Origin of the sequence: Streptococcus suis, assembly GCA_022354845.1 — a bacterium.
Taxonomy (GTDB): Bacteria; Bacillota; Bacilli; order Lactobacillales; family Streptococcaceae; genus Streptococcus; species Streptococcus suis_AA.
Map to the genome: position 1 here is coordinate 167,445 of CP031970.1, position 23,699 is coordinate 191,143.

The window sequence follows — 23,699 nt, forward strand, 5'->3', positions numbered from 1 at the left end:
TTGGAGCGGGAAAGAACTCGACAAGTCGAAAAAAAGTTGGCTCTTTGTCAACTGTAGTGGGTAGATGAAAAGCTAACACCTAGAGAGGACGAACTTCGCTCTCTCTTTCTTTATCTCTTTTTTGTTTTTAGGAGATAAGCTGAAAAGGGCTCTCCCCAGCCCTTTTCACTGTTCAATGCAATCAAAATCCGTTTTTTAAAGTTTTCAAAGTTCCTGAAACCAAAGGCATTTCTCTTAATGACTTTGATGAGATTATTGGTAGCTTCCAGTTTGGCGTTGGAATAAGGCAATTCCATGGCGTTTAAAACCTTGTCTTTATCCTTTAAAAATGTCTTCAATACCGTCTGGAAAATAGGATTAACGATGGCTATTTCCTGTTCGATGAGGTCAAAGAAATGGTCTGAGTTCTTCTCTTGGAAATGAAATAAGAGAAGCTGATAGAGTTCATAGTGTTGTCGTAGTTCCTCGGAGAAAGACAGGAGTTTTTCGAGTATTTCCTTGTTAGTCAAATGCATTCGAAACATAGGTCGATAAAATCGTTTATCGCTGAGTTTACGGCTATCTTGTTGTATCAATTTCCAGTAACGTTTCAAGGCTCGGTATTCCTGCGATTTTCTGTCGAATTGATTCATAATTTGAATACGGACACGGTTCATAGCACGACTAAGGTGTTGCACGATATGAAAGCGATCGAGTACAATTTTTGCATTGGGGAGTGAAACAGTCTGGGAATAGACTGTTTCAGCCTGAGCTCAGAAATAGAATAGCGAAGGGGTTAGCAAGTTGATAATAGGGACTAAACATATCCATGGTAATCACTTTGACCCGTTTTCTAACCTTTCTAGGATAGCGTAGAAAGTGGTTTCGGATGGTTGCTTGAGTTCTTCCGTCGAGAATGGCGATGATATTTAGGGAGTCGAAATCTTGAGCGATGAAGCTCATTTTCCCCTTCTTGAAGGCAGCTCAAACAGTCTATCCCCAGACTGTTTGACTCCCAGCTCATCACCTCAGGTAAGGTATTCCAATCCGTTTCAAACTTGAACTCATTTAGCTTTCTTATAACTGATGATGTTGAGATAGATAGCCTGTGTGCAATATGTTTCATTGCTTGATTTTCGATGAGTAATTGTGCGATTTTCTGGTTAACAGCGACAGAGATTTGGTGGTTTTTCTTGACAAGAGGAGTTTCAGCGACCGCCATTTTCCCACATTCTTTACACTTGAACCGACGCTTTCTAAGGCGGATAAGTAAGGGATAGCCAGCTGTTTCTAGGTAGGGGATTTTTGAGGCTTTCTGGTAGTCGTACTTAGCCATTTGTCACTTGCATTTTGGGCATTTAGGGGCTGTGTAGTCCAAGTGACCGTGGAGTTCTAAGTGAGTTCCCATATCATATTCATCAGTAATAGTGATATTTTTGTCTTTAATTCTGAGAAAATTTGTGATAAGATTTAGTTGTTCCATATGAGTCTTTCTAATGAGTTGTTTAGTCGCTTTTCATTATAGGTCATATGGGACTTTTTGTATATACTCAAAAAGGCTCCATAATTTCCATGGTAGTTTTACCCACTACAGAAATTATAGAGCCAAAAAGTTCATCTACTCGCCCCCGCTGTGTCAAAATGCAACCCCGAACTCTAAGAAGAGAGGCTAGGCAGAAAGCCCAGCCTCATTGTTTTTGTATCTCAATTGATGGCGGTAGAATCACGTTATTCTGACATCTTTTGAAACAATTGCAACCATGAAATACCTCCTTTAAATTGAAGACTTGGTGATGTTGTGTTATGATAAGAAGTAATAAAAAAAAGATGAAAACGCTCCATCTTGTGTTTTAGCGATTTTTATGTTGATAAGAAAGATATTCATCAATGTATTGCATGATTTCATTTTTGTCCAACTCTTCACTACTGATAATTCCTAGAAAGCGAAGATGGGTTCTAAAAAAAGCCGCGTAATTGAGTTGATTCGAAACTAAAATAATGTGGTCTAAATATCCATTGGGCCTAGAACGAATAGCTTTTGATTGTTGAATACCATCCCAATCTTCTAATCTTGAATCATAAATGACAAAGAATAGGTTTATGTGATTGGGTATGGGAAAATTTACATGTTGAGAAGTCGTTAAATAATGATTTGGGTAACTTCGTTTGAGATACTCTTGGATCATCTTTTTTAAATCTGACTTATAAAATAAGGGTTGAATGAGATAAATCATTGCTCCTCCTTTCCATTTTTTGCTAACAGTATAATACAAAATAGGAGATTTGAGGAGTCAATGTCATGAATGGACCTTTTTTTATCATGAATGGCACATATCCGTAACAGAAGTGAGCATATTACTTTTTGGGGAGGTATAATATGTTAAATATTTTTATATTAGAGGATGACTATCTGCAACAAACTCGTTTAGAAAATGTCATTAAGCAGAGTGTAGCCACAAATAATTTGAAATACAGGCATCTAGAGATCTATGGGAAGCCCCACCAATTACTAGAGACTATTTCCGAAAAAGGAAACCATCAGCTATTTTTCCTGGATATAGAGATTAGGGGAGAAGAGCAAAAAGGAATGGAGATTGCGCGTGAAATCCGTTTAAAAGACCCCAATGCGGTCATTGTTTTTGTGTCCACTCATTCGGAATTCATGCCAGTAACCTATAAATATCGCGTGTCAGCGCTGGACTTCATTGATAAAGGATTGCCTGAGGAGGAGTTTCAGGATGCTGTTACTTCGGTTTTGGTTCATGCCTATGAAAATGTGGGGCGCACAGTCGGAGAAGATGCTTTTGTCTTTAAAAGCGAGCATTCACATGTTCAGGTTCCTTTTTCAGATATCCTCTTCTTTGAGACATCTACAACTGTCCATAAGGTCATTCTTTATACCAAGACAGGACAACTGGAATTCTATGGCAAGGTATCAGAAATTGCCAAATCTGATGAACGGCTCTATCAAAGCCATCGTGCTTATGTCGTGAATCCCCAAAATATTGTACGCATTGATCGTGCCAACCACATGGTTTATTTTGAAGGTGATGAATCTTGTTTTGTCTCCAAGTTGAAATTAAAGGGCCTGATTGAAAAAGTGGAGAATCCGTAACAAATGGTAGGTAGTGTATATAGTGGTTTGATTGTTCTAGTCGACTGGTTGATTAAGTTATTCGTATTTCACAAAATCAGCGGCTTAAAGTGGGAAATAAAAAAAGATTCAGCTATTTTAGTTGTGATTCTTTTAATGAGTTTTTTTGTACAAGGGCTTGCCCTTTATGTAGAATCATTCTATCTCCTTTTCATCCTTGTCTTCCTATTACGACCAAACTGGAAAATTTCCCAGTATCTGTTTTATGGCCTGATTCCCAATGTTTTGGTGGATCTTTTCCAGAGAATAACGGGTATTTTTACAGTAAAATATTTTTTAGTGTTCAATGAGAATGTTTCTATCAATGATTTTATCTTTATTCTCGTCTCACTGCTCATCTTCCTACCTGTTTATTTCCTTTTTATTCGCATCATGCGGATAGATTTTGAGAATATCAATATTGTGTTTGGTAATAAGATTTACAAGAGAATTGTCTATGCCATCAATACCTTTCTTCTGGTTTATTGCCTGGCTATCAATCCTATCATGATTTGGAATCGAGAAGCTCAATTTTCCTTCCAAATCCCTAACGTAAGCCTTTATATCGATGTCATTCCTTTCTACCTGTTCTTTTTCATAGTAGCAATCATTTATATCAATTTTAAGGTCAAGGACCAACTGGATAAGGAGTTACGCCGCTCAAAGGAGCTGCAACTAAAATCCTTGGCAGAGTACAGCAAGCATGTTGAATCTCTTTACCGAGAAATTCGTAGTTTCCGACACGATTATACCAACATCTTGGTCAGCCTTTCTCAATCCATAAAAAATAATGATCTTCCGATGATCAAGCAAATTTATGAATCTATTCTGGAGGACTCAGATAAAAAATTTTATGATGCCAAATACAATATGGCAAATTTGGCCAATGTCAAGGATGAGGCCTTAAAGAGTATCTTGTTTGCCAAACTGGGTCAGGCCCGACATGCCGGTATTGAGGTGGCCATTGAGATTGTTGAGCCGATTGGCTTGCCGAATATGGAATTATTGGACCTCATTACCCTGCTTTCTATCTTTTTAGATAATGCCATTGAAGCCTCTTTAGAAGCAGAACATCCGAGTTTTTTATTTGCCTATTTTAAAGAGGGAGGACAAGCGATTCTAATCATTGACAATGCCATGGAGAAAGAAAAAATAGATACCAAGTCCATTTTTAAGTATGGTCAGTCTAGTAAGGGCCAAGAAAGAGGCATTGGCTTGGCTAATGTTAAAGAAATTCTTGGGAAATATCCTCATATTAGCCTCATGACCAGTAGCTCCAATTACCGATTCAGACAAGAATTGCATATTCTGGAAAAGAAGGGGAATGCGATATAACAAGACGTAAAAAAGGAGTGCTATAAATTTTTGTCATTTTTTGACGGCTGACATCCAGCCCTCCATTCGCGGGGAAGCCCTGTCTATCCCTGACTTCGTTCAGACTAGCCAAAGTAGAGTCTTGGATTTCTTGGGCACTAAACATTCTGCTGTTATGGTCATGTAGTGGGAATGATGCAGTAGCGTCTTCTGCTAATGTGACTGAAAAACCTAAATTTGTTGCCATACGGATGGTGGTGGATACACAATGAGGGGTTGTCAAACCGGCAATAATTAAACGACTGACACTTTGTTCTCTGAGAATTGCTTCTAAACTTGTTCCGATAAAAGCACTGTTAACGGTCTTGGTTATGACTAATTCATCTTCCAACGGTTTCACCATATCAATAGCAGAGAACCCGTTTGATTTAAAATAGAAACGAGAATCTGGATGCTGGCTCCAATGATGGATATGAACAATAGGTAGTTGGTTTTGTCTAAAATGTTTTAGTAACTTAGCTGCCTGGACTTCGGCCTGATCATTACTAGAAGTACCCCAAGACCCATCTCGAAATGTTTGTTGAAAGTCAATTAGTACTAATGCCGTTTTCATTTTAACTCCTAAAAAATAAATTTATGGTATTCTAACACAGATAAAAGTTGTAGTAAAGTAATATGGTTGTGCTGGCTCGCTTTTCATACTTCGCGCTCACATAATGAAATAGAATTCGTTTACTTGGTTGATATGGGGTGGAACTTCTGAGTTATTCATTGACTGACTCACTCACGAAAGCTTGTTATCCTAAAAGGAACTGAGGCTGGGCAATATTGTTCCAGCCTTATCCTTTGAGGTAGGGTGCTCGATACTCGTTTAAACTCAATGAAAAATAAAAATAGCTTAGTTCCAAAGGTTTGATTTACCTTTGAAAGTTGGAAATAAATCGATTTGTGTTTGTGTCTCCAAGCCGAAGGTAGAACTCTATTTCGTTCTTAACTCAAGTTTATTGGTCAAAAACCTCCATTGAATCTGTTATTCATTCAGTCTCTGGATAAGGCATATTTTTGATTTTCGGAGAGTGGTAGACATTATTTTGGTGTTCCGTTAGTATGATTCTTGTTTAGAGGTAGCACCCACAACTGTATAAGTAGATAAATTTGAATATAGGTAACAAAATAGAAGAAAATTTTTCTTCACATGAAGGTATAAATATGTTTAAAAAGTTACAAAAAAAACATCCCCACCTTGTGGCAATTAGCCTATTTGTGGGCTTTTCTATTTTATTATTAGTTCCACATTTAGTGACTAAGGGGATGGTAACAGGAGCAGATTTGATTTTCCATTACAATCATTTTTATGATGGAGCAATGCAACTGAAGGAGGGAAATTTCTCTTATATTATCAGTTTGTATGGCTATCAACAGTCTGGTCGAATTGTTAATGCTCTCTATGGCCCGTATTTTGCATACTTGCAAAGCGTCTTGGTATTGTTGAGTGGTACTTGGTACCGCTATCAGATTGTTTCTAATTTATTTTTGGGAACACTGAGCGCAACTTCTTTATATGTTCTCTTCCGCGAGGTTAAGGTCAAATACTCACTCTCTCTTTTACTATCAATGTTTTTCGTGACAACTTATTCTATTCAATATTGGTGGGTATCCCAAGGTTTCACTAGCTGGGGAGTGGCACTGTTTCCGCTTTGTCTTATTCCAGCAGTTCGTTTCTTGCAAACCAAGAAAGTTCCTATTTTCCTTATGGCAGGAGCAGTAGGGTTGATGTTGCAGGTTCACATGTTGTCAACGTTATTCTTAGTTATCGCTTATGGAATCATCTTTCTTTTTGGTTGGTTAAAATCAGAACAAAAGTTTAAGATTGTTGGAGAAGTTGCCAAATCAATACTTGTTTTCCTACTGCTAACAATGAATATTTGGTTACCACTCATTAATATTGATGTGACAAATACTTTGATACCCCCATTTGTGAATAAGAAGTTTGTATTATCAACAGTCACTCACCTCAAAATCCGATTCTTGTACTATCCGTATCCCTTGCCACTGTACTTTGGACTTTTTCTTTTCTTTTTGGTAAAAAATTGGAAAAAGCATTCTCGGGTTCTTGCAGGATTATCTATAACCTATACGATATATCTAATTTTATCAACTAATCTATTTCCTTGGCAATTAGTAGCAGGGAAGGGAATTGCCATTATTGAGTTGATTCAATTTCCTTCTCGATTTTTCCTTTATGCTAATGTCTTTTTACTAGTTGTCGTTGGATTGCAAATAACACGCCTATCCGAGAAGTGGCAAAAAGTTTTTTCTAAGATAGTTTTAATGTCTCTTTTTATCGGAGTTGGGTTTATATGGTATCAAAATGGTAAAGACATCCAAGAGGACTACTATAGTGATACCTTTATGCAACACCGGATCTATACTTCTCTTTATGGTTCGGCTGATGAATTGCGTGATTCTCTCCATTCATCAGACTTGAGTGAATTTATTTATCTTGCTCAGAAATCAACTCCAGACTACTTACCAAATTTAGAAGAAAAATCCGGACCTGCAACAAATGAAGAGACACATAAGGCCTACCATGCTTACCATGACCAGATTATTCTTCCAAATAATAATTTTGAAAAGCAGGTTAAAGGGAATCAGTTAGTGATTACATGGACAGCAAAAGAAGCAGAAGAAACGGCGGTTCCGATTATTGTTTACCAAGATAGCCAGCTGGTCCTAAACCATCAAGTGTTAAATAGAGAAGATATAAAACTTTCCACTATCGGAGTTCCAACAGTCACAAGCCAAAAAGGGCAGAATACCCTTGTCTTATCCTATAAGCAACAGTGGTGGTTGTTACCGGTGATTGCGATTAGTTTGATGGGATGGGGATTATGGCTTTGTTACTATATGGCTTTCTATCGCAAATCAAAACTTTCTACTTAGAAAAGAGAGACATCAGATTTTTTGTGGCCCATATCTTGCACTCAAAGCTAATCTGGTTAAAATTACTTAAATAATTTGAAGCCAAATGATCAGAATAAAGAATAACCCCAAGTCATCAACTTTGACTTGGGGTTATTCTTTATAAATAATGCGGAGGAAGGGATTTGAACCCTCACACCCGATGGGCACATGCGCCTGAAGCATGCGTGTCTGCCGTTCCACCACCTCCGCTTGCTTTTTATTATACTATTTTTCAATTGAAATGACTAGAGTAAAATGTAAAATCGAAACCGCTTGCGGTTTTTTCTTAGGAAATTTGGTATAATAGGAACAAGTACACACAAAGGAGTCTTCATTGCAAGGAAGAATTATCAAGGCCTTGGCAGGTTTTTACTATGTCGAGGCAGATGGACAGATTTATCAAACCAGAGCCAGAGGGAATTTTCGTAAGAAGGGACAAACGCCCTACGTGGGTGATTTTGTGGACTTTTCTGCGGAGGAAAACTCAGAAGGCTACATTTTAAAGATTCATGAGCGGAAAAATAGTCTGGTTCGACCTCCTATCGTCAATATCGATCAGGCGGTGGTTATCATGTCGGCCAAGGAACCTGATTTTAATGCCAATTTACTAGACCGTTTCCTAGTGCTTTTGGAACAGAAGGACATGGATCCCATTATTTATATCTCTAAGATGGACTTGGTAGAAGAACGGGCGGAGATGGATGCCTTCAAGGCTATCTATGAGAAAATTGGCTATCCTTTTGTCTATAGTTTGGAGGAATTGACGCCATTATTGCAGGATAAGGTGACGGTCTTTATGGGGCAGACAGGGGTTGGCAAATCGACTCTTCTCAATCGCATTGCGCCAGAATTAGCCTTGGAAACAGGTGCGATTTCAGATAGTCTGGGGCGTGGTCGTCATACCACTCGTGCGGTCAGTTTCTACAATGTCTTCGGTGGGAAAATTGCGGATACGCCAGGTTTTTCATCTCTAGACTATGAAGTCAAGGAGGCTGAGGCACTGACAGATTGTTTCCCAGAGATTGCAGAAGCTAGCCAGAGCTGCAAATTTAGGACCTGTACCCACACCCATGAGCCGGATTGTGCAGTCAAAGAAGCTGTTGTCAGCTCTGCCATTTCCCAAAGTCGCTTTGACAATTATCTCCAATTCCTCAGCGAAATCCAAAATCAGCGTGAAACCTATGCCAAGGTTAGTAAGAAATTAAAATAGAAAGTTGGTTCTGTATGTCACATTATAAGATTGCACCGTCTATTTTGGCGGCAGATTATGCAAATTTTGAAAAAGAGCTCAAACGTCTAGAAAAGACAGGTGTGGAGTATGTGCACATTGATGTCATGGATGGTCATTTCGTGCCAAATATCAGCTTTGGGGCGGATGTGGTTGCGGCTATGCGTCCTCATAGCAAGCTGGTTTTTGATTGCCATCTCATGGTGTCCAATCCTGAAAATCATATCGAGACCTTTGCTCGAGCAGGTGCAGATATTTTAACCATTCATGCAGAAGCAACGGTTCACCTGCATGGAACCCTGCAAAAAATTCGTGCCGCTGGTATGAAGGTGGGTGTGGTCATCAATCCAGGCACTCCTCTTGTGACCATTGAGCCTGTGCTCAACTTGGTGGATCAGGTGCTTCTCATGACGGTCAATCCAGGTTTTGGTGGTCAGGCCTACATTCCAGAAGTAGCTGAGAAGATTGAGGCCTTGGTCAAACTCCGTGAAGCCAAAGGCCTGAACTTTGACATCGAAGTGGACGGCGGAATTGACGATAAGACCATTCATTCAGCCAAAAATGCGGGTGCCAATGTCTTTGTGGCAGGTTCCTACCTCTTCAAAGGCGATTTGGATGCCAACGTTGCCAAATTGAAAGCAGCCCTCCATGATTAAGATTGCCCTAATAGCAGGTGGTTCATTTGACTGCCTTCCTGAGCCTGCAGACCTCTATGTAGGGGTAGATGCAGGCTCACTTCGTCTATTGGAACACTCCCTACCTCTTGACTGGGCTATCGGTGATTTTGACTCGGTGACACCTGAAGAATTAGGGCGGATAAAGGATCTAGTAGAGCGGTTCCTACAAGCACCTGCTGAAAAAGATGACACAGACTTAGAGTTAGCGTTAAAGGAAGTGTTCAAAGTTTATCCGCAGGCTCAGGTTCACATATACGGAGCCTTGGGTGGACGCATGGATCATATGATGGCCAATCTCTTTCTAGCTGCAGAGCCTGACTTGGCACCCTACATGGAGCAAATTGAATTGATGGACAGTCAGAACATCGTTCGTTTTCGACCTGCAGGACGTCATGTCATTCAACCTATTCAAGGAATGACTTATATTTCCTTTATGCCGTCAGATGGCAGTCGCCTGACCATTTGTCATGCCAAGTACCCATTGGATGCCAGCAATTATTTTTTCAAAAAATGCTATTCCTCTAACGAATTTATAGATAGAGATATAGACATTCAACTGGATGAGGGCTATGTGGTCCTAATCTACAGTAAGGATAAGAATTAGATGGATATTGTACTACTTATTTTGCTGATACTGGTCTTGCTCGCCTTGGTTTTTCTTTATGGAAAATGGCAGAGCTTGGCCCTGCTTTTGCAAGATCAGGCAGAAGACACAGCAGACAACTTGTCTGATCAGCTCGGCTATCAACTAGAAAATGCAACTCTCAAACAGCAGCAAGCCATTCATCAGGAAGTGGAAAGACTCCGCACGGAGCTTTACCAACAGCTAACAGACATCCGCCAAGAGCTGAATAAGAGCCACTTGGAAACGCGAGATGCCACCGACCGCCGTTTGCAGGCCATTCAGGAGTCCAATGAAAAACGCCTGGAAGAAATGCGGCAGACGGTTGAGGAAAAGCTGGAGAAAACCCTGCAAACCCGCCTACAATCCTCCTTTGAAACAGTGTCCAAGCAATTGGAATCGGTCAATCGCGGTCTGGGAGAAATGCAGACGGTGGCGCGTGATGTGGGTAGTCTTAACAAGGTCCTGTCTGGCACCAAAACCCGTGGCATCATGGGTGAATTACAGCTGGGACAGATTATCGAGGATATTTTGACACCTAGCCAATATGAGCGAGAGTTTGCCACGGTTTCAGGCTCTAGTGAGCGCGTGGAGTATGCGGTCAAGTTACCAGGACAGACGGAAGGCGACTATATCTACTTGCCAATCGATTCCAAGTTTCCGCTGGCGGATTACTACCGCTTGGAAGATGCTTACGAAAGTGGGGATAAGGACCAGATTGACCTCCATCGGAAAAATCTCTTGGCTGCTATTAAACGTTTTGCCAAGGACATTCAGAGCAAGTACCTCAATCCACCTGAAACGACTAATTTTGGTGTGTTGTTCTTGCCAACCGAAGGGCTTTATTCAGAAGTGGTCCGCAATCCCATTTTCTTTGATGACCTTCGCCGTCAGGAAAATATCGTGATAGCAGGACCGACCACGCTTTCTGCCCTGCTTAATTCACTCTCTGTCGGCTTTAAAACCCTCAATATTCAACGGTCGGCCGATGATATTTCCAAGGTCTTGGGCAATGTCAAGCTGGAATTTGGCAAGTTTTCTGACCTCTTGCTTAAGGCTCAGAAACAACTCAATCAGGCCAGCAGCAATATTGACAAACTCCTAACGACTCGAACCAACGCTATCGAGCGTAGTCTTCGAGCCATCGACCTGTACGAAGATGATCAAACTAAGGGACTGCTTGGCTTGTGCCCATTAGATGAGGAAGATAATGAAAATTAACCAAATGAAAAAAGATGAATTCTTCGAAGGATTCTATTTGATCAAAACAGCAGAAGTCCGTCAAACACGGGCTGGCAAAGACTACTTGGCTCTGACCTTCCGGGATGAGACTGGTGAGATTGAGGGCAAGCTCTGGGACGCCCAACCAGGGAAAATCAAGGATTTTACTGCTGGAACTGTAGTTCATATGCAGGGACGCCGTGAAGTCTACAATAATACACCCCAAGTCAATCAGTTGGTTCTCCGTTTGCCAAAAGCTGGTGAACCCAACGACCCTGCTGATTTCAAGGAAAAACCACCTGTGGATGTCAAGGACACCAAGGACTACCTAAATCAGATGATTTTCCTCATAGAAAATGCCACTTGGCAGCGGATTGTCCGTGCTCTTTACGGTAAATATGAAAAGGAATTTTATTCTTATCCAGCGGCCAAGACCAATCACCATGCCTTTTATTCAGGCTTGTCCTTCCATACCGCGACCATGGTACGCTTGGCGGATAAAATTGGTGATATTTATCCTCAGCTCAATAAGAGCCTGCTCTTTGCAGGAATCATGCTTCATGACCTAGCCAAGGTGATTGAACTGACAGGCCCTGATAACACAGGCTACACTGTCCGTGGCAATCTGATTGGGCACATTTCCTTGATTGATGAAGAGATTACCAAGGTCTTGATGGAATTGGGTATCGATGACAGTCTGGAGGAAGTGATTGTTCTGCGCCACGTTATCCTCAGCCACCACGGCCTCTTGGAGTATGGAAGCCCTGTCCGTCCGCAGATTATGGAGGCGGAAATCCTCCACATGATTGACAATATCGATGCGGAAATGATGATGATGCTGTCGGCCTTGGATAAGGTTGGCCCAGGCGAGATGACCAACCGTATCTTTGCCATGGAGAACCGCGCCTTCTATAAGCCCAACCTAGACTGATGGCAGTTAGGATAGTGTCTCGACAGCCCCTCACCAAAGGCTGGTCCACGGACCAAAAGTACAAGGTTGAGCTAGAAGATGGTCGCTTTGGTCTGTTGAGAATAGCAGAGCGGTCAGCTATTGAGGTCAAGAAAGTCGAATTTCAATTAGTTGAAAACCTGTTTGGTCTAGGTTTGCCTGTGGCAGAGCCACTAAGCTGTTGGGCGGATGACTTGTCAGTCTACACCCTTTATGAATGGGTGGAAGGTCAGGATATGAATGAAGTGGCTTCCGATCTGCCGGATTCTGTCTTGTATGAATTGGGTTGTCAGGCTGGAAAGTTTTTACGAGCCCTGCATGGTCTGCCTATTGATCAAAGTCTGCGCGACTGGAACAGTTTTTATCAGGCAAAGATTGACAGTAAATTAGCTGCCTACCAAGCAGCTAGTCATTCCTATCCAAATGGTCAAGCCATGATAGACTTTGTCCAAGCCAACCGTCATTTGCTTGAAAGGAGACCGATTGCCTATCATCATGGAGATTTTCATACAGGTAATTTTCTACTGGGAAGAGATGGAAAACTAAAAATCTTAGACTTTGATCGCTACGATATAGGAGACCCCTGGGAAGAATTTAATCGATTGATTTTTACGGCAGATTTGTCTCCAGCCTTTGCGCGTGGTCAGGTGGATGCCTATTTTGAAGGATGCATGCCAGAGGAATTTTGGAGACTCACTGCTCTTTATATCACAGTAAATAGTCTAGGAGCTCTTTCTTGGGCAGAAAAAGTAGATCCCGAACAAATCCCCTTGATGCAGGCGCAAGCTGAGAGAATGGTTGGTTGGTATGAACACTATAGGCTTTATTCCCCTTCATGGTATCGGTAGTATTTCTATAAAATGCGAAAAAAGACGGACTTTTTATATAAAAAGTTCGCTTTTTGTTGTTTTTGTGATATAATAGAAAAAATAAATTTAGAGGATGATCATATGAAGTTAAGAAGAAGCGAACGGATGGTAGTGATTTCGAATTATCTCATCAACCACCCTTATGAATTGACAAGTTTGAATACCTTTGCTGAAAAGTATGAATCAGCTAAATCTTCCATTTCCGAAGATATTGCCATCATTAAAAAGGCTTTTGAGGAAAGCTCCATTGGGAAAATTGAAACCATCACTGGTGCTAGTGGAGGTGTTGTGTTCACACCGTCCATCTCAAAAGAAGAGTCGTTGCAAATCGCAGAGACACTGCGCAGTCAGATGGCTGAAAGTAGCCGTATCTTACCTGGCGGTTATATTTATTCCTCAGACCTCTTATCAACACCTCACATCCTAAAAAATGTGGGTCGCATTATTGCAAATGCATTTAAAGATGAAAAAATCGATGCTGTCATGACAGTTGCAACAAAAGGTGTTCCATTAGCGAATGCGGTTGCCAATGTTCTTAATGTACCATTTGTCATCGTTCGCCGTGATTTGAAAATTACTGAAGGGTCAACTGTTTCTGTCAACTATGTGTCAGGATCTAGCGACCGTATCGAAAAGATGTTCCTGTCTAAACGTAGTTTGAAGGCGGGAAGCCGTGTCTTAATCGTCGATGACTTCTTGAAAAATGGTGGAACTATCAATGGTATGATTAGCCTCTTGTCAGAGTTTGACTCGACCTTGGTAGGCGTGGCTGTCTTTGCGGAAAACCAAAAAGGGGACCGCAGCGTAGCGAATTACAAATCCCTGCTGGCTGTGACGGATATCAATGTCAAGGAAAACCGCGTTGACGTCGAATTGGGGAATATTTTTGAATAATCTGTAGCCTCTCTAACGAGAGGTTTTTTTGTATCCGAGAATATCCCGTTATAATGATGCACAAATTTACTGTTGAAATAATGATAGAAGGGATTTATTGGTGCGATGTTAGGCGATGAATCTAATATAATTGCTACAAAAAATAGCAAAAATTATTGACTGAAAATAAATGTGTTGTTATAATACAAATAGAAACAAGCTTTAGTAAATATATAGTTCTGTGAAGAATCCCAGTTACGAGTGATGTAAAGTTATTAAAAAATTTCCTTGTTCAATCGTGTAACCAATCCGATTATCATGTTGTCAAAAATCATCTGTATTCTATAGCTATCAAAAAATGTCAGGGTAATGAAATAATGAAAATTGAAAAAATATTTGTACTTGTCTTTTTTGGCTGTTTACTAATCTCATCCATCACATTTCTAACATATGATCATGTCAACGAAGAAATAAAGAAATACATTATTTGGGTCAATACTCTATTCTTTATAATAGTCCTGACCATGATTCTCTATGCAAAATTGATTTTAAAAAAATAATAGTTACACTTGCAAAAGTGGGTGCTACTGTCGTTGTTGGTGTGTTTGTGTAGTACAAAGGGAGACGTTGTAAATTCTGGTGATGAAACTTCAAAGTGAAAAAGAAATTTCAATGGTTGTTATACTACTTATTGCTTTCACTATTCTAAGCATTTTAAGTGTAACGAATAAAATTATTTTAAACAGACACATTCGTAAAGAACTAAGAATAAGTGATGATTTACATACGATTTTTCAACAGTTCTGTGAGAGGGAAGTTGTAGATCCCCCTAAAATTGTCGAATCAAAGGCTTATTGGTATCGCCCGATAGCACATACTGTCGGAGTGAAAAATTTAGAAAGTGATCATTTGGTTGATGCCTTTGCTTTTTTACATGAACTCTATCACTCTAAGGACAGAAATAGATATTGCTAAAGCTACAATCCTTTACATCTCTTTATTTTAATCTGATTTCGGTATCTCTGAAGCTATTAGCTACGTATTCATTATTGTTTCAAAAATACATCCCTTTTTTGAAGTGGCTATTGCTAATTGATTCGGTCATGTTATTGGTTTGTATACCCATCACACTATCTATAGAAACATACGCTTCTAAAGGAGCTCTCTCCTTTTTAGAAGAAAAGCAGTACATAGAGCAAAATAGACTTGTGAAATGTCTTTCACTCCAAGCAATACTTAGTCATGTCTTTCAATTCATCATTTATTCTATATTGTCAATGATTTTATTCTATCTAGTGGAGTAAAAATAATGACTTTGGTGAAGTTGGTATATATAGTCTTGTTTTATCTGCTATGGACGGGATCTCATGTGACTCTGTATGCAGGTGTTCTAGTTTTTTCAAATTTCCTAATTCCCTTTTTAAAACAGAGGGAATACAAGTTAAGTAGGCAAGGTTTTGGTGAAGAAGCGGATTTTCAAGATTTATAATGAGACAGTTTAGGGCTAATGCAGACGGTTGTTTCTGGGGATACTATGGAAAAAATAAAATTTGTCAAAGAAATAGGTTACGTTATTCTGGTAGCAATATTGTTGATAGCCTTTATCTATCGATTGGGCTTGTCCAATGTCGGGAAGCTTGAATTGATGATCTATGTTATTTTTTTCAGTCTTGCCCTTGTGCATCTGTTGAAACGAAATAAGAAAAAATAATTTAAGATTTAATCAAAGGAGCAAATCTATGCCAATCCATCTACTATTTGTTACCCTATCGCTAAATGTAGTTGTGCTGAACCAACTCTATCTCTTTTACAAGAAAAAGGAAGACTTGAATGCCACAGTTGCTTTTTTGGTCTGCTTACTTGTGATAGTTCTTCCCAATGCACAGGACTTTCATGGACTTCTTGGCTTGATTACAGGAGCTTTTGTTATCGTCTATCTGGGAAGTTTTGTTTACTCCAGATTGGATCCTAAGAGAAGAAGTGTCAAATAGATATTATTGATATAGAAAAACTCACTATTTCCATTGTTGAAATAGTGAGTTTTCTTTACATTTTCAATACTTCCTCAAAACTCTCCGACCTTGCTTCTACGCTGATTTTTTCCAGAGTTAGCGGATGGGTTAAGCTGAGTTTTTGGGCATGGAGCATGAGACGAGGGGCGGAGACTCGACTGTAAAGCGGGTCGCCGATTAGAGCATGACCGTGGTGGGCTAGATGCACACGAATCTGATGTGTCCGCCCAGTCTGGAGGCGACAGGCGACCAAACTATTTTTGCCAATGGTTTTCAAGAGATGGACTTGAGTTAAGGCTGCTTGTCCTTTGTGGTTGTCAACCACTCGCTTTCTGCGATCGTGTCGGTCCCGTCCAATCTTGTCGGTAATGGTCCAGTCGGTCTTTTTTAACTTTCCTTGAGAGAGGGCTAGGTAGTCACGGTAGATAACCTTGTCCTCTAAAAGCCGATTGAGAATGGGCAGGATGAAGGGATTTTTGGCGAAGAGTATGGCTCCACTGGTTTCCATATCGAGTCTGTGGACCACATAGCAGGTCTGGCCAACATAGGCAGATACATGGTTGAGCAGGGCGATTTCCGTTGGCTCATTACCGTGGGTCTTCATACCTTCTGGCTTGTTGACAATTATCATATGTTCATCCTGATAAAGTTCCTCCACCATGTCCGCCTGTCCCAGAGGAATACTTTTTTCAGGATAGTCTTCTTGGTCAAAAGTCAATTCGAGCAAATCACCTGCGGCAATGGAGCTCTGCCAGTTTATCAACTCACCGTTGACACGGACGTGCTTCTTGGTGCGGAGGAAATGGCGGATTTTTCTAGGAATAAGAAAATAATCTTCCAAGACTTCTTTAACAGAGAGTTGTGGAAATGCTTGGGAAATGCGAATGTCAATTTTCATCTTACAGACTGGTTGAGTGCTTAGGTTGCACTTTTTCATTTGGATTGAGGTAGTTCATGGCATTGTTGACGGCGGTTGGGGCTTCGCCAAGACCAGTCGCAATCAGGTCAATCTTGCCTTCATAGAAACAACAGTCACCGATGGCATAAATACCTGTAACAGAAGTTTCTTGTTTGCTATTGACAACGATGCGGTGACGATTGAGCTCCAAGCCCCATTCTTTTAGCGTTCCAACGGATGATTTAAAACCGTAGTTGACAAAGAGGTGGTCGAAAGGCAGGGTGAGCTTGTCCTCGCTCTTAACCTTGTCGAAATGAATGGCAGAAGCTTTGCCATTTTCCCCAGAAAGCCCTTTAGGGACAAGTGGTGTATGGATGGTGACGCTAGACTGCTTGAGTTCCTCTACGCTGTGTTCAAGGGCGCGGAAGTTGTCGCGACGGTGGACAATGTGAGTAGTCTTAGCGATTTTCTCAAAAGCTAATGACCAATCAACCGCGGAGTCTCCTCCACCTAAGATGACAACATCTTTGTCAGCATATTGTTGGATATTGGATACATGATAGTGAACGTTTTCAAAGCTATCTGCTCCCTCGATTTCCAGTGGACGAGGCTTAAAGGCGCCACCTCCCATGGCGATAAGGAGAGTTTTTGTCTGGTGGATGCCTTTGGTGGTTGTCAGGGAAATAACTTCTCCTGGTTCAATGGCAGTCAGAGTTTCATTGAGGCAAATGGTTGTCTCAAAAGTTGAGAGTTGGGCAAGGAGGTTATTGGTTAATTCTTGTCCTGTTAAGCTAGGGAAGGCTGGAATATCCAAAATTGTTTTTTCTGGATAGAGAATAGCCGGTTGGCCCCCAAGCTGTGGTAAGGAGTCAATGATTTTGACTTTAGCTTGGCGGAGATGGGCATAGAAGGCGGCAAATAGACCAACGGGTCCGCCACCAATAATGGTAATATCATATACTTGTGTCATTGGAAATCCTTTTCTGATTCAGAATCTCCCTATTTTATCATATTTTGACAAAAAATTCCGCTGTTCGGCTGTGACAGGTTTGCAGTAGTGTTTTTCTCAGCTAGCTGAAAGAAAATATTGTATAATGGTACAAAATCACTAGAAAGAGGTGTTCTATGGACGATTTGCAACATCAGCCGATTGAAGTTCCAGATGATTTTCAATCTGACAATGATGACAGACCTAGCCGTAGTCGCAGGGGAAATCGTGGTCATTCAGACAAACCAAAGAAAGAGTCTCGCATTCCAGAGCCGGTTCGTAAATTTTGGCGGCGCTATCAACTGACAAAAATAGTTTTGATCTTGATAGGGATAATGGTTCTTACGGTAGGTGGTTACCTATTCTTTCTTGCAAAGACTGCGAATGTTGGGGATTTGCAGGAAGCATTAAAGGCTACAACGATTATTTATGATAAGGACGGTGCTGAAGCAGGGACCTTATCTGGTCAAAAAGGGACTTATGTAGAATTAGATGCTATTTCTGATAATCTTGAGAATGCTGTGATTGCTACAGAAGACAGAAGTTTTTATAAAAACTCAGGGATAAACTATCAACGAACCATCTTAGCTGTTTTGACCTTGGGGCGTTCAGGTGGTGGTTCAACGATTACCCAGCAGTTAGCTAAAAATGCATTTTTGACACAAGAGCAGACCATTAGTCGAAAGGCTAGAGAGTTCTTCCTAGCCCTTGAAATCAATAAAAAATACAGTAAGCAAGAAATACTTACAATGTATCTCAACAATGCCTATTTTGGTAATGGGGTTTGGGGAGTTGAAGATGCTAGTCAAAAATATTTTGGTATTTCTGCTAGTGACTTGACGATTGAACAATCAGCTGTTTTAGCAGGGATGCTTAAAGGTCCAGAAATTTATAATCCCTATTATTCCTTAGAAAATGCAATCAATCGCCGAGATACAGTCTTGCAAAATATGGTCAACGCTGGCTATATTGATCAGGCAACTGCCGATGCAGGTTTTCAAGTCGATTTAGCGAGCCAGTTAGCAGATACCTATACTGGTAAACAAGATAACTATTCTTATCCATCTTACTTTGATGCGGTTATTGCTGAAGCGATTGATCGCTATGGCCTTAAAGAATCAGATATTATTAATAACGGCTATCGAATATATACCGAAATGGACCAAAATTCTCAAGCGAGTATGCAGGTTATCTTCAATGATAAAACTATGTTCCCGACTTCAAGTTATGATGGAACCTCGGCTCAAGCTGCTAGTGTAGCTTTGGATCCTACAACTGGCGGTGTTCGAGCCTTAGTTGGGCGCGTGAATAGTTCGGAAGATGCTGTGTTTCGAACATTCAACTTTGCGACTCAAGCTAAGCGTAGTCCCGGTTCAACCATTAAGCCCCTTGTTGCCTATGCGCCAGCGGTAGCAGCGGGTTGGGCAATTGATACACCTTTGGATAACCATACAGAAACCTATGGGGATTATACCTTACACAACTATGACTATTCAACTTCGGATACCATTCCAATGTACCAAGCTTTAGCTTTATCTTACAATTTGCCAGTTGCATATATTGTAAATACCTTGGGGATTGACAAAGCTTTTGAATTTGGTCAAAAGTTTGGTCTTGATATGGAAAATGTTGAAAAGGTACTTGGTGCGTCAATCGGATCAGGGGTGGAAACGAACCCCTTGCAAATGGCTCAGGCCTATAGTGCTTTTGCAAATGATGGTGTAATGAAGGATGCTCATCTAATTACACGTATTGAAACAGCGAGTGGAAAGGTATTGGCTCAGCATCGCGAGACAAGTACAAAAGTAATTGACCGCTCGGTTGCAGATAAAATGACCTCTATGATGCTTGGGACTTATACGAATGGTACAGGTGTATCTGCAGATGCGACGAATTACTATCTTGCAGGAAAAACGGGAACAACCGAAACAAGTTTTGATGTCAATCTTGTTAATGACCAGTGGTATATTGCTTATACACCTGATTTGGTTATCAGTCAGTGGGTTGGTTTTGAACAGACGGATGAGAATCATTACATTGATAGCAGTAGCTACTGGATGGCTCCAACAGTCTTCCGTACAGTAGCTGATGCGATTTTGCCAAATACAGCAGGGACTGCCTTCGATGTGGAGAATGCGTTTGTTCAAAATGGTATTGTAGCGATTCAAGAAGAGGATACAAGTGCTTCAGATTCGGTCGTTACCTCTGATCAAGTGCAAGATATTACTACTCAAGCACAGGATTTGATTGAAAAGACAAAACAACAAATCCTAGATGCCAATATTCCAGAACGGGCGAAAACGTTATGGGATACGGTAAGAAGTTTGTTTGAGTAGTTGTCAAACTGAATAAAACATGTTAGAATAGTAAAGATGGAGGGCTATGATGGCACTAAAAAAAGCAAGTTTAGCCTGTACAGTTTGTGGCTCTCGAAATTATTCGATAAACCTTTCGAGCAATCCCAAACCAACACGGTTAGAAGTAAATAAATTTTGTAAACATTGTGGTCAGTACACTGTTCACAAGGAAACCCGATAGGAGTTGCATATGAAATTCGTTTCAGATATTTTTAGCATTTTAAAAGAGACTGCTTGGCCTACTGGAAAACAAAGCTGGAAAGACTTTGCTTCGGTGATTCAGTATTCCGCATTCTTTGTTGCACTCATTTACCTATTTGACCTTATTTTGTCAAAAGGAATTATGAGTTTAATTAATCTTTTCTAGAAAATGCTTGCCATATTCAAAATGGAAGTGGTATAATAGAGAAAAGCGAAAGCCTTCGGGCTTTTTTTAGCGTCTTCAAATGACATACCGTAGTTTTTGAATGAATCTTTCATTGAAGAATACGAGGCACAGGTTCCAGAGAAAGGAAAGATAATGTACGATAGTTTTGATAAAGGTTGGTTTGTTTTGCAAACTTATTCTGGTTATGAAAATAAAGTAAAAGAAAACTTACTCCAACGTGCGCATACTTACAATATGCTGGAGAATATTCTTCGTGTAGAAATTCCGACTCAAACAGTACAAGTTGAGAAAAATGGCGAAGTTAAGGAAGTGGAAGAAAATCGCTTCCCGGGCTATGTATTGGTTGAAATGGTCATGACTGATGAAGCTTGGTTTGTGGTGCGTAATACTCCAAACGTAACTGGTTTCGTGGGCTCGCACGGGAACCGTTCAAAACCAACGCCACTTTTGGAAGAAGAAATCCGTCAAATCTTGGTATCAATGGGTCAAACTGTACAAGAATTTGATATTGATGTGAAAGTTGGTGACACTGTTCGCATTATTGACGGAGCCTTCACAGACTACACCGGTAAAATCACCGAGATTGATAACAATAAGGTCAAAATGGTTATCTCTATGTTTGGTAATGATACCATTGCCGAAGTTAACTTGAGCCAGATTGCTGAGTTGTAAGAAAAGAAATATTAAGGGGCGAGAAATCGCTCTTTTTTGTTTCAAATTTTTGATTAATACGATTGCTCCTAATGAGCATGAATCTAACGAAATTGGCTAAGAGAATAGTCTAAGATAATAGATATAAAAAAAAACACAGACAGTTTGGCTGGATTTCATCATACTCAGCTTGACTCTATCTGTGTTTTTTATTTACTGGCTAGTTTTGCCCAGTCTCTTTCTCTTGTCTAAAATTTGCCCACCAACTTTACCAGATTTAACCGAATTTAACCGAATGAAAAATCAAAAAAGCCCGAAAAATCGGGCTTTTGACTTGTATAAATTCGGATAAAATCCTATAATAAAGGCGGTAGACGGATTTGAACCGACGATCAAGCTTTTGCAGAGCCGTGCCTTACCACTTGGCTATACCGCCATAACAAAGAATATTGTACCTTAAATAGTGAAATTGGTCAAGTGGAAAAATGAACATTTGTCGATAACGTAGATATAAGCAAATGTCCAGAACTCCATAAGTGCTGGGGGCGTTAGTCAAAAAACTTCTTCCGCTTGTATGATTAGTGTGAAAAAGGAGAATAGGAAATGAAACGGAATTCGATTGTGTCAGGTTTTGTTGTGATGGTTCTTGCAAGTATGTTAACAGCTTGTGGTAGTCAGAAGCAGGAAGCGGTGTCTTCATCTAAAGCGACGACTAGCTCTAGCTCGACAAATACCAGTTCAAGTACATCAACCACAACTACCTTTAGCTCTACATCAAGTAGTCAGTCCGGTCTGTGGGATGCTGGCAAGGCAGAGGCATTGAGGAGTTTTGTGGTTGACCAGTGGGGACCATCTTTCTCGCCTCCCCAATATTATGTATCCTATAGCCCAAATCGTACGGGAAACCTTTTTGGTGTGACCTTGCCGTCTGGAGTTTTGAGTGGTCCAGGTCAGCAAATGATACCTGATTTACTGGGAGAAACACATGAACTTGTTTGGAGTGAAAATGGTCAAGTTGAAGTAGGGCAGACAGCCGTTGTAGGCATTTATTCGGATATTGAGAACACCAAATACCCAAGTGCCTACCTCTATCTCTTTACGATCAAAGATGGTCGGGTTGTTGTTTGGATTACTGAGCAAAAACAGGGCAATCCAGAAAAACGACTTTATTTCCGACCAACTAAGAACCAGGAATTACAAGCTTTCTTTGAAAACTTGGTCCTCGGTGGAAGTTCAACAGTAGCAACTGAAACCAGTTCTGTGACTGCCACCAATACTTCTGTAGACACCAAGAATTTGACAATCGAACAGGCTGCCAACTGGGCCAAGGCGCATGCGGCTACAAGATATGGCGTACCTTTTACGAAAGATGATTTTCTATCACACGTGGTTACAAATGTTCAGTCATCCGATGGATTGGTTTACATTGAGGTTAGAGAAGACCACAGCAGTCCAAATATGAAGGGGACTGATCCTAATGTAGCCCCAGCAGCAGGTTTTTACAGGATCAATGCTAACGGTCAGCTAGAAAAAATGGATGTTGTTGCAGGGACCTATGCGGTGGTTGCCGAAACCTACTTTGAATAAAATCAGGAATCGGATTTGATGGCAGATTTTCATGAATTCCTCTGCTATTTTACTTGAAAATATACAGGTATTCTGATATACTGATAGAGTTGCTGTAGCAACAAATACTCATCTCGAACCAATTGTGACCCTGTTGCCGTAAGGTTGGGCTGCAAGTCGAAGTTTGGGAGAGGAGAAAAAACAAAAAGGAGAAATACTCATGGCAGTAATTTCAATGAAACAACTTCTTGAGGCTGGTGTACACTTCGGTCACCAAACTCGTCGCTGGAATCCTAAGATGGCTAAGTACATCTTCACAGAACGTAACGGTATCCACGTTATCGACTTGCAACAAACTGTAAAATTGGCTGACCAAGCATACGACTTCATTCGTGATGCTGCAGCAAACGACGCAGTTATCTTGTTCGTAGGTACTAAAAAACAAGCTGCTGAAGCTGTTAAAGACGAAGCTATCCGCGCTGGTCAATACTACATCAACCACCGTTGGTTGGGTGGAACTCTTACAAACTGGGGTACAATCCAAAAACGTATCGCTCGTTTGAAAGAAATCAACCGCATGGAAGAAGATGGAACTTTCGAAGTGCTTCCTAAGAAAGAAGTAGTATTGTTGAACAAACAACGTGCACGTCTTGAAAAATTCTTGGGCGGTATCGCTGATATGCCACGCATTCCAGATGTAATGTTCGTTGTTGACCCACATAAAGAGCAAATCGCTGTTAAAGAAGCTAAGAAATTGGGTATCCCAGTTGTAGCGATGGTTGACACAAACACAGATCCAGATGATATTGATGTAATCATCCCAGCTAACGATGACGCTATCCGTGCTGTTAAATTGATCACAGCTAAAATGGCTGACGCAATCATCGAAGGCAACCAAGGTGAAGACAGCGTTGTAGCAGTTGAAGCTGAATTGGCAGCTGAGCCAGCATCTACAGAATCAATCGAAGAATTGGTTGAAGTTGTAGAAGGTAAATAAGTAACGAAGGCAT

At 40.6% G+C, this 23,699-nt stretch carries 26 protein-coding genes, 2 tRNA genes and 1 pseudogene; 22 read left to right on the forward strand and 7 right to left on the reverse strand.

Annotated features, from left to right (window positions below):
* Positions 1-110: 110 nt before the first annotated feature.
* A pseudogene (locus D2A30_00935) lies at positions 111-1,462 on the reverse strand (transposase).
* A gap of 47 nt (positions 1,463-1,509) precedes the next feature.
* Here D2A30_00935 and D2A30_00940 point away from each other — a divergent pair.
* Positions 1,510-1,716, forward strand: a complete 207-nt coding sequence (locus D2A30_00940) for a hypothetical protein (GenBank protein ID ULL20286.1) — start codon at positions 1,510-1,512, stop codon at positions 1,714-1,716.
* Between the two features lie 113 nt (positions 1,717-1,829).
* Here D2A30_00940 and D2A30_00945 read toward each other — a convergent pair whose 3' ends face one another.
* Positions 1,830-2,213 (reverse strand): hypothetical protein, encoded by a 384-nt coding sequence (locus D2A30_00945; GenBank protein ID ULL20287.1) that lies wholly within the window; start codon positions 2,211-2,213, stop codon positions 1,830-1,832.
* Between the two features lie 143 nt (positions 2,214-2,356).
* On the opposite strand from D2A30_00945, the gene D2A30_00950 reads away from it, so the two are divergent.
* Positions 2,357-3,094, forward strand: coding sequence for a DNA-binding response regulator (locus D2A30_00950; GenBank protein ID ULL20288.1), 738 nt, complete (start codon positions 2,357-2,359; stop codon positions 3,092-3,094).
* A gap of 3 nt (positions 3,095-3,097) precedes the next feature.
* Positions 3,098-4,447, forward strand: coding sequence for a GHKL domain-containing protein (locus D2A30_00955; GenBank protein ID ULL20289.1), 1,350 nt, complete (start codon positions 3,098-3,100; stop codon positions 4,445-4,447).
* Here the strand turns inward: D2A30_00955 and D2A30_00960 are convergent.
* Positions 4,401-5,039, reverse strand: a complete 639-nt coding sequence (locus D2A30_00960) for a cysteine hydrolase (GenBank protein ID ULL20290.1) — start codon at positions 5,037-5,039, stop codon at positions 4,401-4,403. The genes D2A30_00955 and D2A30_00960 overlap by 47 nt on opposite strands.
* 596 nt (positions 5,040-5,635) lie before the next feature.
* On the opposite strand from D2A30_00960, the gene D2A30_00965 reads away from it, so the two are divergent.
* A complete protein-coding gene (locus tag D2A30_00965) occupies positions 5,636-7,369 on the forward strand; it encodes a hypothetical protein (protein ID ULL20291.1) in 1,734 nt (577 codons plus the stop codon).
* Positions 7,370-7,518: 149 nt separating this feature from the next.
* Here the strand turns inward: D2A30_00965 and D2A30_00970 are convergent.
* Positions 7,519-7,600, reverse strand: a tRNA-Leu gene (locus tag D2A30_00970).
* A gap of 124 nt (positions 7,601-7,724) precedes the next feature.
* Between D2A30_00970 and rsgA the strand changes: the two genes are divergently transcribed.
* From rsgA to D2A30_01030, 12 genes are all read left to right on the forward strand, one after another.
* Positions 7,725-8,600 carry a ribosome small subunit-dependent GTPase A gene (gene rsgA / locus D2A30_00975; GenBank protein ID ULL20292.1) on the forward strand — a complete coding sequence of 292 codons (876 nt, stop codon included), beginning with the start codon at positions 7,725-7,727 and terminating at the stop codon, positions 8,598-8,600.
* A 14-nt stretch (positions 8,601-8,614) separates the two neighbouring features.
* Positions 8,615-9,274 (forward strand): ribulose-phosphate 3-epimerase, encoded by a 660-nt coding sequence (locus tag D2A30_00980; GenBank protein ID ULL20293.1) that lies wholly within the window; start codon positions 8,615-8,617, stop codon positions 9,272-9,274.
* Positions 9,267-9,899: a thiamine diphosphokinase gene (locus D2A30_00985; GenBank protein ULL20294.1), complete on the forward strand. Its 633-nt coding sequence runs from the start codon at positions 9,267-9,269 to the stop codon at positions 9,897-9,899. Before D2A30_00980 ends, D2A30_00985 begins: the two co-directional genes overlap by 8 nt.
* Positions 9,900-11,138, forward strand: a complete 1,239-nt coding sequence (gene rmuC, locus D2A30_00990) for a DNA recombination protein RmuC (protein ULL20295.1) — start codon at positions 9,900-9,902, stop codon at positions 11,136-11,138.
* The gene (locus D2A30_00995) at positions 11,128-12,069 is read left to right on the forward strand and encodes an HD domain-containing protein (protein ID ULL20296.1); all 942 of its coding nucleotides are present in this window, start codon (positions 11,128-11,130) and stop codon (positions 12,067-12,069) included. Before rmuC ends, D2A30_00995 begins: the two co-directional genes overlap by 11 nt.
* A complete protein-coding gene (locus D2A30_01000; protein ID ULL20297.1) occupies positions 12,069-12,935 on the forward strand; it encodes a phosphotransferase family protein in 867 nt (288 codons plus the stop codon). Before D2A30_00995 ends, D2A30_01000 begins: the two co-directional genes overlap by 1 nt.
* A 102-nt stretch (positions 12,936-13,037) precedes the next feature.
* Positions 13,038-13,850, forward strand: coding sequence for a pur operon repressor (locus D2A30_01005; protein ID ULL20298.1), 813 nt, complete (start codon positions 13,038-13,040; stop codon positions 13,848-13,850).
* Positions 13,851-14,206: 356 nt separating this feature from the next.
* The gene (locus D2A30_01010) at positions 14,207-14,389 is read left to right on the forward strand and encodes a hypothetical protein (GenBank protein ID ULL20299.1); all 183 of its coding nucleotides are present in this window, start codon (positions 14,207-14,209) and stop codon (positions 14,387-14,389) included.
* An 82-nt stretch (positions 14,390-14,471) separates the two neighbouring features.
* Positions 14,472-14,804: a hypothetical protein gene (locus D2A30_01015; protein ULL20300.1), complete on the forward strand. Its 333-nt coding sequence runs from the start codon at positions 14,472-14,474 to the stop codon at positions 14,802-14,804.
* 334 nt (positions 14,805-15,138) lie between these two features.
* Positions 15,139-15,318 carry a hypothetical protein gene (locus D2A30_01020; protein ID ULL20301.1) on the forward strand — a complete coding sequence of 60 codons (180 nt, stop codon included), beginning with the start codon at positions 15,139-15,141 and terminating at the stop codon, positions 15,316-15,318.
* An 18-nt stretch (positions 15,319-15,336) separates the two neighbouring features.
* Positions 15,337-15,540, forward strand: a complete 204-nt coding sequence (locus D2A30_01025; protein ID ULL20302.1) for a hypothetical protein — start codon at positions 15,337-15,339, stop codon at positions 15,538-15,540.
* Positions 15,541-15,568: 28 nt separating this feature from the next.
* On the forward strand, positions 15,569-15,820 hold the full coding sequence (locus D2A30_01030; GenBank protein ULL20303.1) for a hypothetical protein: 252 nt from the start codon (positions 15,569-15,571) through the stop codon (positions 15,818-15,820).
* A gap of 55 nt (positions 15,821-15,875) precedes the next feature.
* Here D2A30_01030 and D2A30_01035 read toward each other — a convergent pair whose 3' ends face one another.
* Both D2A30_01035 and D2A30_01040 read right to left on the reverse strand, forming a co-directional pair.
* Positions 15,876-16,739: an RluA family pseudouridine synthase gene (locus D2A30_01035; GenBank protein ULL20304.1), complete on the reverse strand. Its 864-nt coding sequence runs from the start codon at positions 16,737-16,739 to the stop codon at positions 15,876-15,878.
* Position 16,740: 1 nt separating this feature from the next.
* Positions 16,741-17,709, reverse strand: a complete 969-nt coding sequence (locus D2A30_01040) for an NAD(P)/FAD-dependent oxidoreductase (GenBank protein ULL20305.1) — start codon at positions 17,707-17,709, stop codon at positions 16,741-16,743.
* A gap of 155 nt (positions 17,710-17,864) precedes the next feature.
* Between D2A30_01040 and D2A30_01045 the strand changes: the two genes are divergently transcribed.
* The 4 genes from D2A30_01045 (at position 17,865) to nusG (ending at position 21,144) form a co-directional block, all read left to right on the forward strand.
* Positions 17,865-20,063 (forward strand): penicillin-binding protein, encoded by a 2,199-nt coding sequence (locus D2A30_01045; GenBank protein ID ULL20306.1) that lies wholly within the window; start codon positions 17,865-17,867, stop codon positions 20,061-20,063.
* A gap of 49 nt (positions 20,064-20,112) precedes the next feature.
* Complete coding sequence (rpmG, locus tag D2A30_01050) at positions 20,113-20,265, forward strand: 50S ribosomal protein L33 (protein ID ULL20307.1); 153 nt, start codon at positions 20,113-20,115, stop codon at positions 20,263-20,265.
* Between the two features lie 9 nt (positions 20,266-20,274).
* Positions 20,275-20,451, forward strand: a complete 177-nt coding sequence (gene secE, locus D2A30_01055; GenBank protein ULL20308.1) for a preprotein translocase subunit SecE — start codon at positions 20,275-20,277, stop codon at positions 20,449-20,451.
* 153 nt (positions 20,452-20,604) lie between these two features.
* The gene (gene nusG, locus D2A30_01060; GenBank protein ID ULL20309.1) at positions 20,605-21,144 is read left to right on the forward strand and encodes a transcription termination/antitermination protein NusG; all 540 of its coding nucleotides are present in this window, start codon (positions 20,605-20,607) and stop codon (positions 21,142-21,144) included.
* A gap of 344 nt (positions 21,145-21,488) precedes the next feature.
* Here nusG and D2A30_01065 read toward each other — a convergent pair.
* Positions 21,489-21,559: transfer RNA gene (locus D2A30_01065), tRNA-Cys, on the reverse strand.
* 167 nt (positions 21,560-21,726) lie between these two features.
* Here D2A30_01065 and D2A30_01070 point away from each other — a divergent pair.
* Positions 21,727-22,710: a DUF4767 domain-containing protein gene (locus D2A30_01070; protein ID ULL20310.1), complete on the forward strand. Its 984-nt coding sequence runs from the start codon at positions 21,727-21,729 to the stop codon at positions 22,708-22,710.
* Positions 22,711-22,909: 199 nt separating this feature from the next.
* Positions 22,910-23,686 carry a 30S ribosomal protein S2 gene (rpsB, locus tag D2A30_01075; GenBank protein ID ULL20311.1) on the forward strand — a complete coding sequence of 259 codons (777 nt, stop codon included), beginning with the start codon at positions 22,910-22,912 and terminating at the stop codon, positions 23,684-23,686.
* The last annotated feature ends 13 nt before the right edge of the window (positions 23,687-23,699 follow it).

Coding starts and splice junctions, on each gene's coding strand:
- D2A30_00955 (ULL20289.1), top strand. CDS start 3,098: ATGGTAGGTAGTGTATATAGTGGTTTGATTGTTCTAGTCGACTGGTTG.
- rmuC (ULL20295.1), top strand. CDS start 9,900: ATGGATATTGTACTACTTATTTTGCTGATACTGGTCTTGCTCGCCTTG.
- D2A30_00985 (ULL20294.1), top strand. CDS start 9,267: ATGATTAAGATTGCCCTAATAGCAGGTGGTTCATTTGACTGCCTTCCT.
- D2A30_00965 (ULL20291.1), top strand. CDS start 5,636: ATGTTTAAAAAGTTACAAAAAAAACATCCCCACCTTGTGGCAATTAGC.
- D2A30_01000 (ULL20297.1), top strand. CDS start 12,069: ATGGCAGTTAGGATAGTGTCTCGACAGCCCCTCACCAAAGGCTGGTCC.
- D2A30_01005 (ULL20298.1), top strand. CDS start 13,038: ATGAAGTTAAGAAGAAGCGAACGGATGGTAGTGATTTCGAATTATCTC.
- D2A30_01035 (ULL20304.1), bottom strand. CDS start 16,739: ATGAAAATTGACATTCGCATTTCCCAAGCATTTCCACAACTCTCTGTT.
- D2A30_00960 (ULL20290.1), bottom strand. CDS start 5,039: ATGAAAACGGCATTAGTACTAATTGACTTTCAACAAACATTTCGAGAT.
- rpsB (ULL20311.1), top strand. CDS start 22,910: ATGGCAGTAATTTCAATGAAACAACTTCTTGAGGCTGGTGTACACTTC.
- D2A30_01070 (ULL20310.1), top strand. CDS start 21,727: ATGAAACGGAATTCGATTGTGTCAGGTTTTGTTGTGATGGTTCTTGCA.
- D2A30_01040 (ULL20305.1), bottom strand. CDS start 17,709: ATGACACAAGTATATGATATTACCATTATTGGTGGCGGACCCGTTGGT.
- D2A30_00940 (ULL20286.1), top strand. CDS start 1,510: ATGGGACTTTTTGTATATACTCAAAAAGGCTCCATAATTTCCATGGTA.
- nusG (ULL20309.1), top strand. CDS start 20,605: ATGTACGATAGTTTTGATAAAGGTTGGTTTGTTTTGCAAACTTATTCT.
- secE (ULL20308.1), top strand. CDS start 20,275: ATGAAATTCGTTTCAGATATTTTTAGCATTTTAAAAGAGACTGCTTGG.
- D2A30_01010 (ULL20299.1), top strand. CDS start 14,207: ATGAAAATTGAAAAAATATTTGTACTTGTCTTTTTTGGCTGTTTACTA.
- D2A30_00945 (ULL20287.1), bottom strand. CDS start 2,213: ATGATTTATCTCATTCAACCCTTATTTTATAAGTCAGATTTAAAAAAG.
- D2A30_00950 (ULL20288.1), top strand. CDS start 2,357: ATGTTAAATATTTTTATATTAGAGGATGACTATCTGCAACAAACTCGT.
- D2A30_01045 (ULL20306.1), top strand. CDS start 17,865: ATGGACGATTTGCAACATCAGCCGATTGAAGTTCCAGATGATTTTCAA.
- rpmG (ULL20307.1), top strand. CDS start 20,113: ATGGCACTAAAAAAAGCAAGTTTAGCCTGTACAGTTTGTGGCTCTCGA.
- D2A30_00980 (ULL20293.1), top strand. CDS start 8,615: ATGTCACATTATAAGATTGCACCGTCTATTTTGGCGGCAGATTATGCA.
- D2A30_01015 (ULL20300.1), top strand. CDS start 14,472: ATGAAACTTCAAAGTGAAAAAGAAATTTCAATGGTTGTTATACTACTT.
- D2A30_00995 (ULL20296.1), top strand. CDS start 11,128: ATGAAAATTAACCAAATGAAAAAAGATGAATTCTTCGAAGGATTCTAT.
- D2A30_01020 (ULL20301.1), top strand. CDS start 15,139: ATGACTTTGGTGAAGTTGGTATATATAGTCTTGTTTTATCTGCTATGG.
- D2A30_01030 (ULL20303.1), top strand. CDS start 15,569: ATGCCAATCCATCTACTATTTGTTACCCTATCGCTAAATGTAGTTGTG.
- D2A30_01025 (ULL20302.1), top strand. CDS start 15,337: ATGCAGACGGTTGTTTCTGGGGATACTATGGAAAAAATAAAATTTGTC.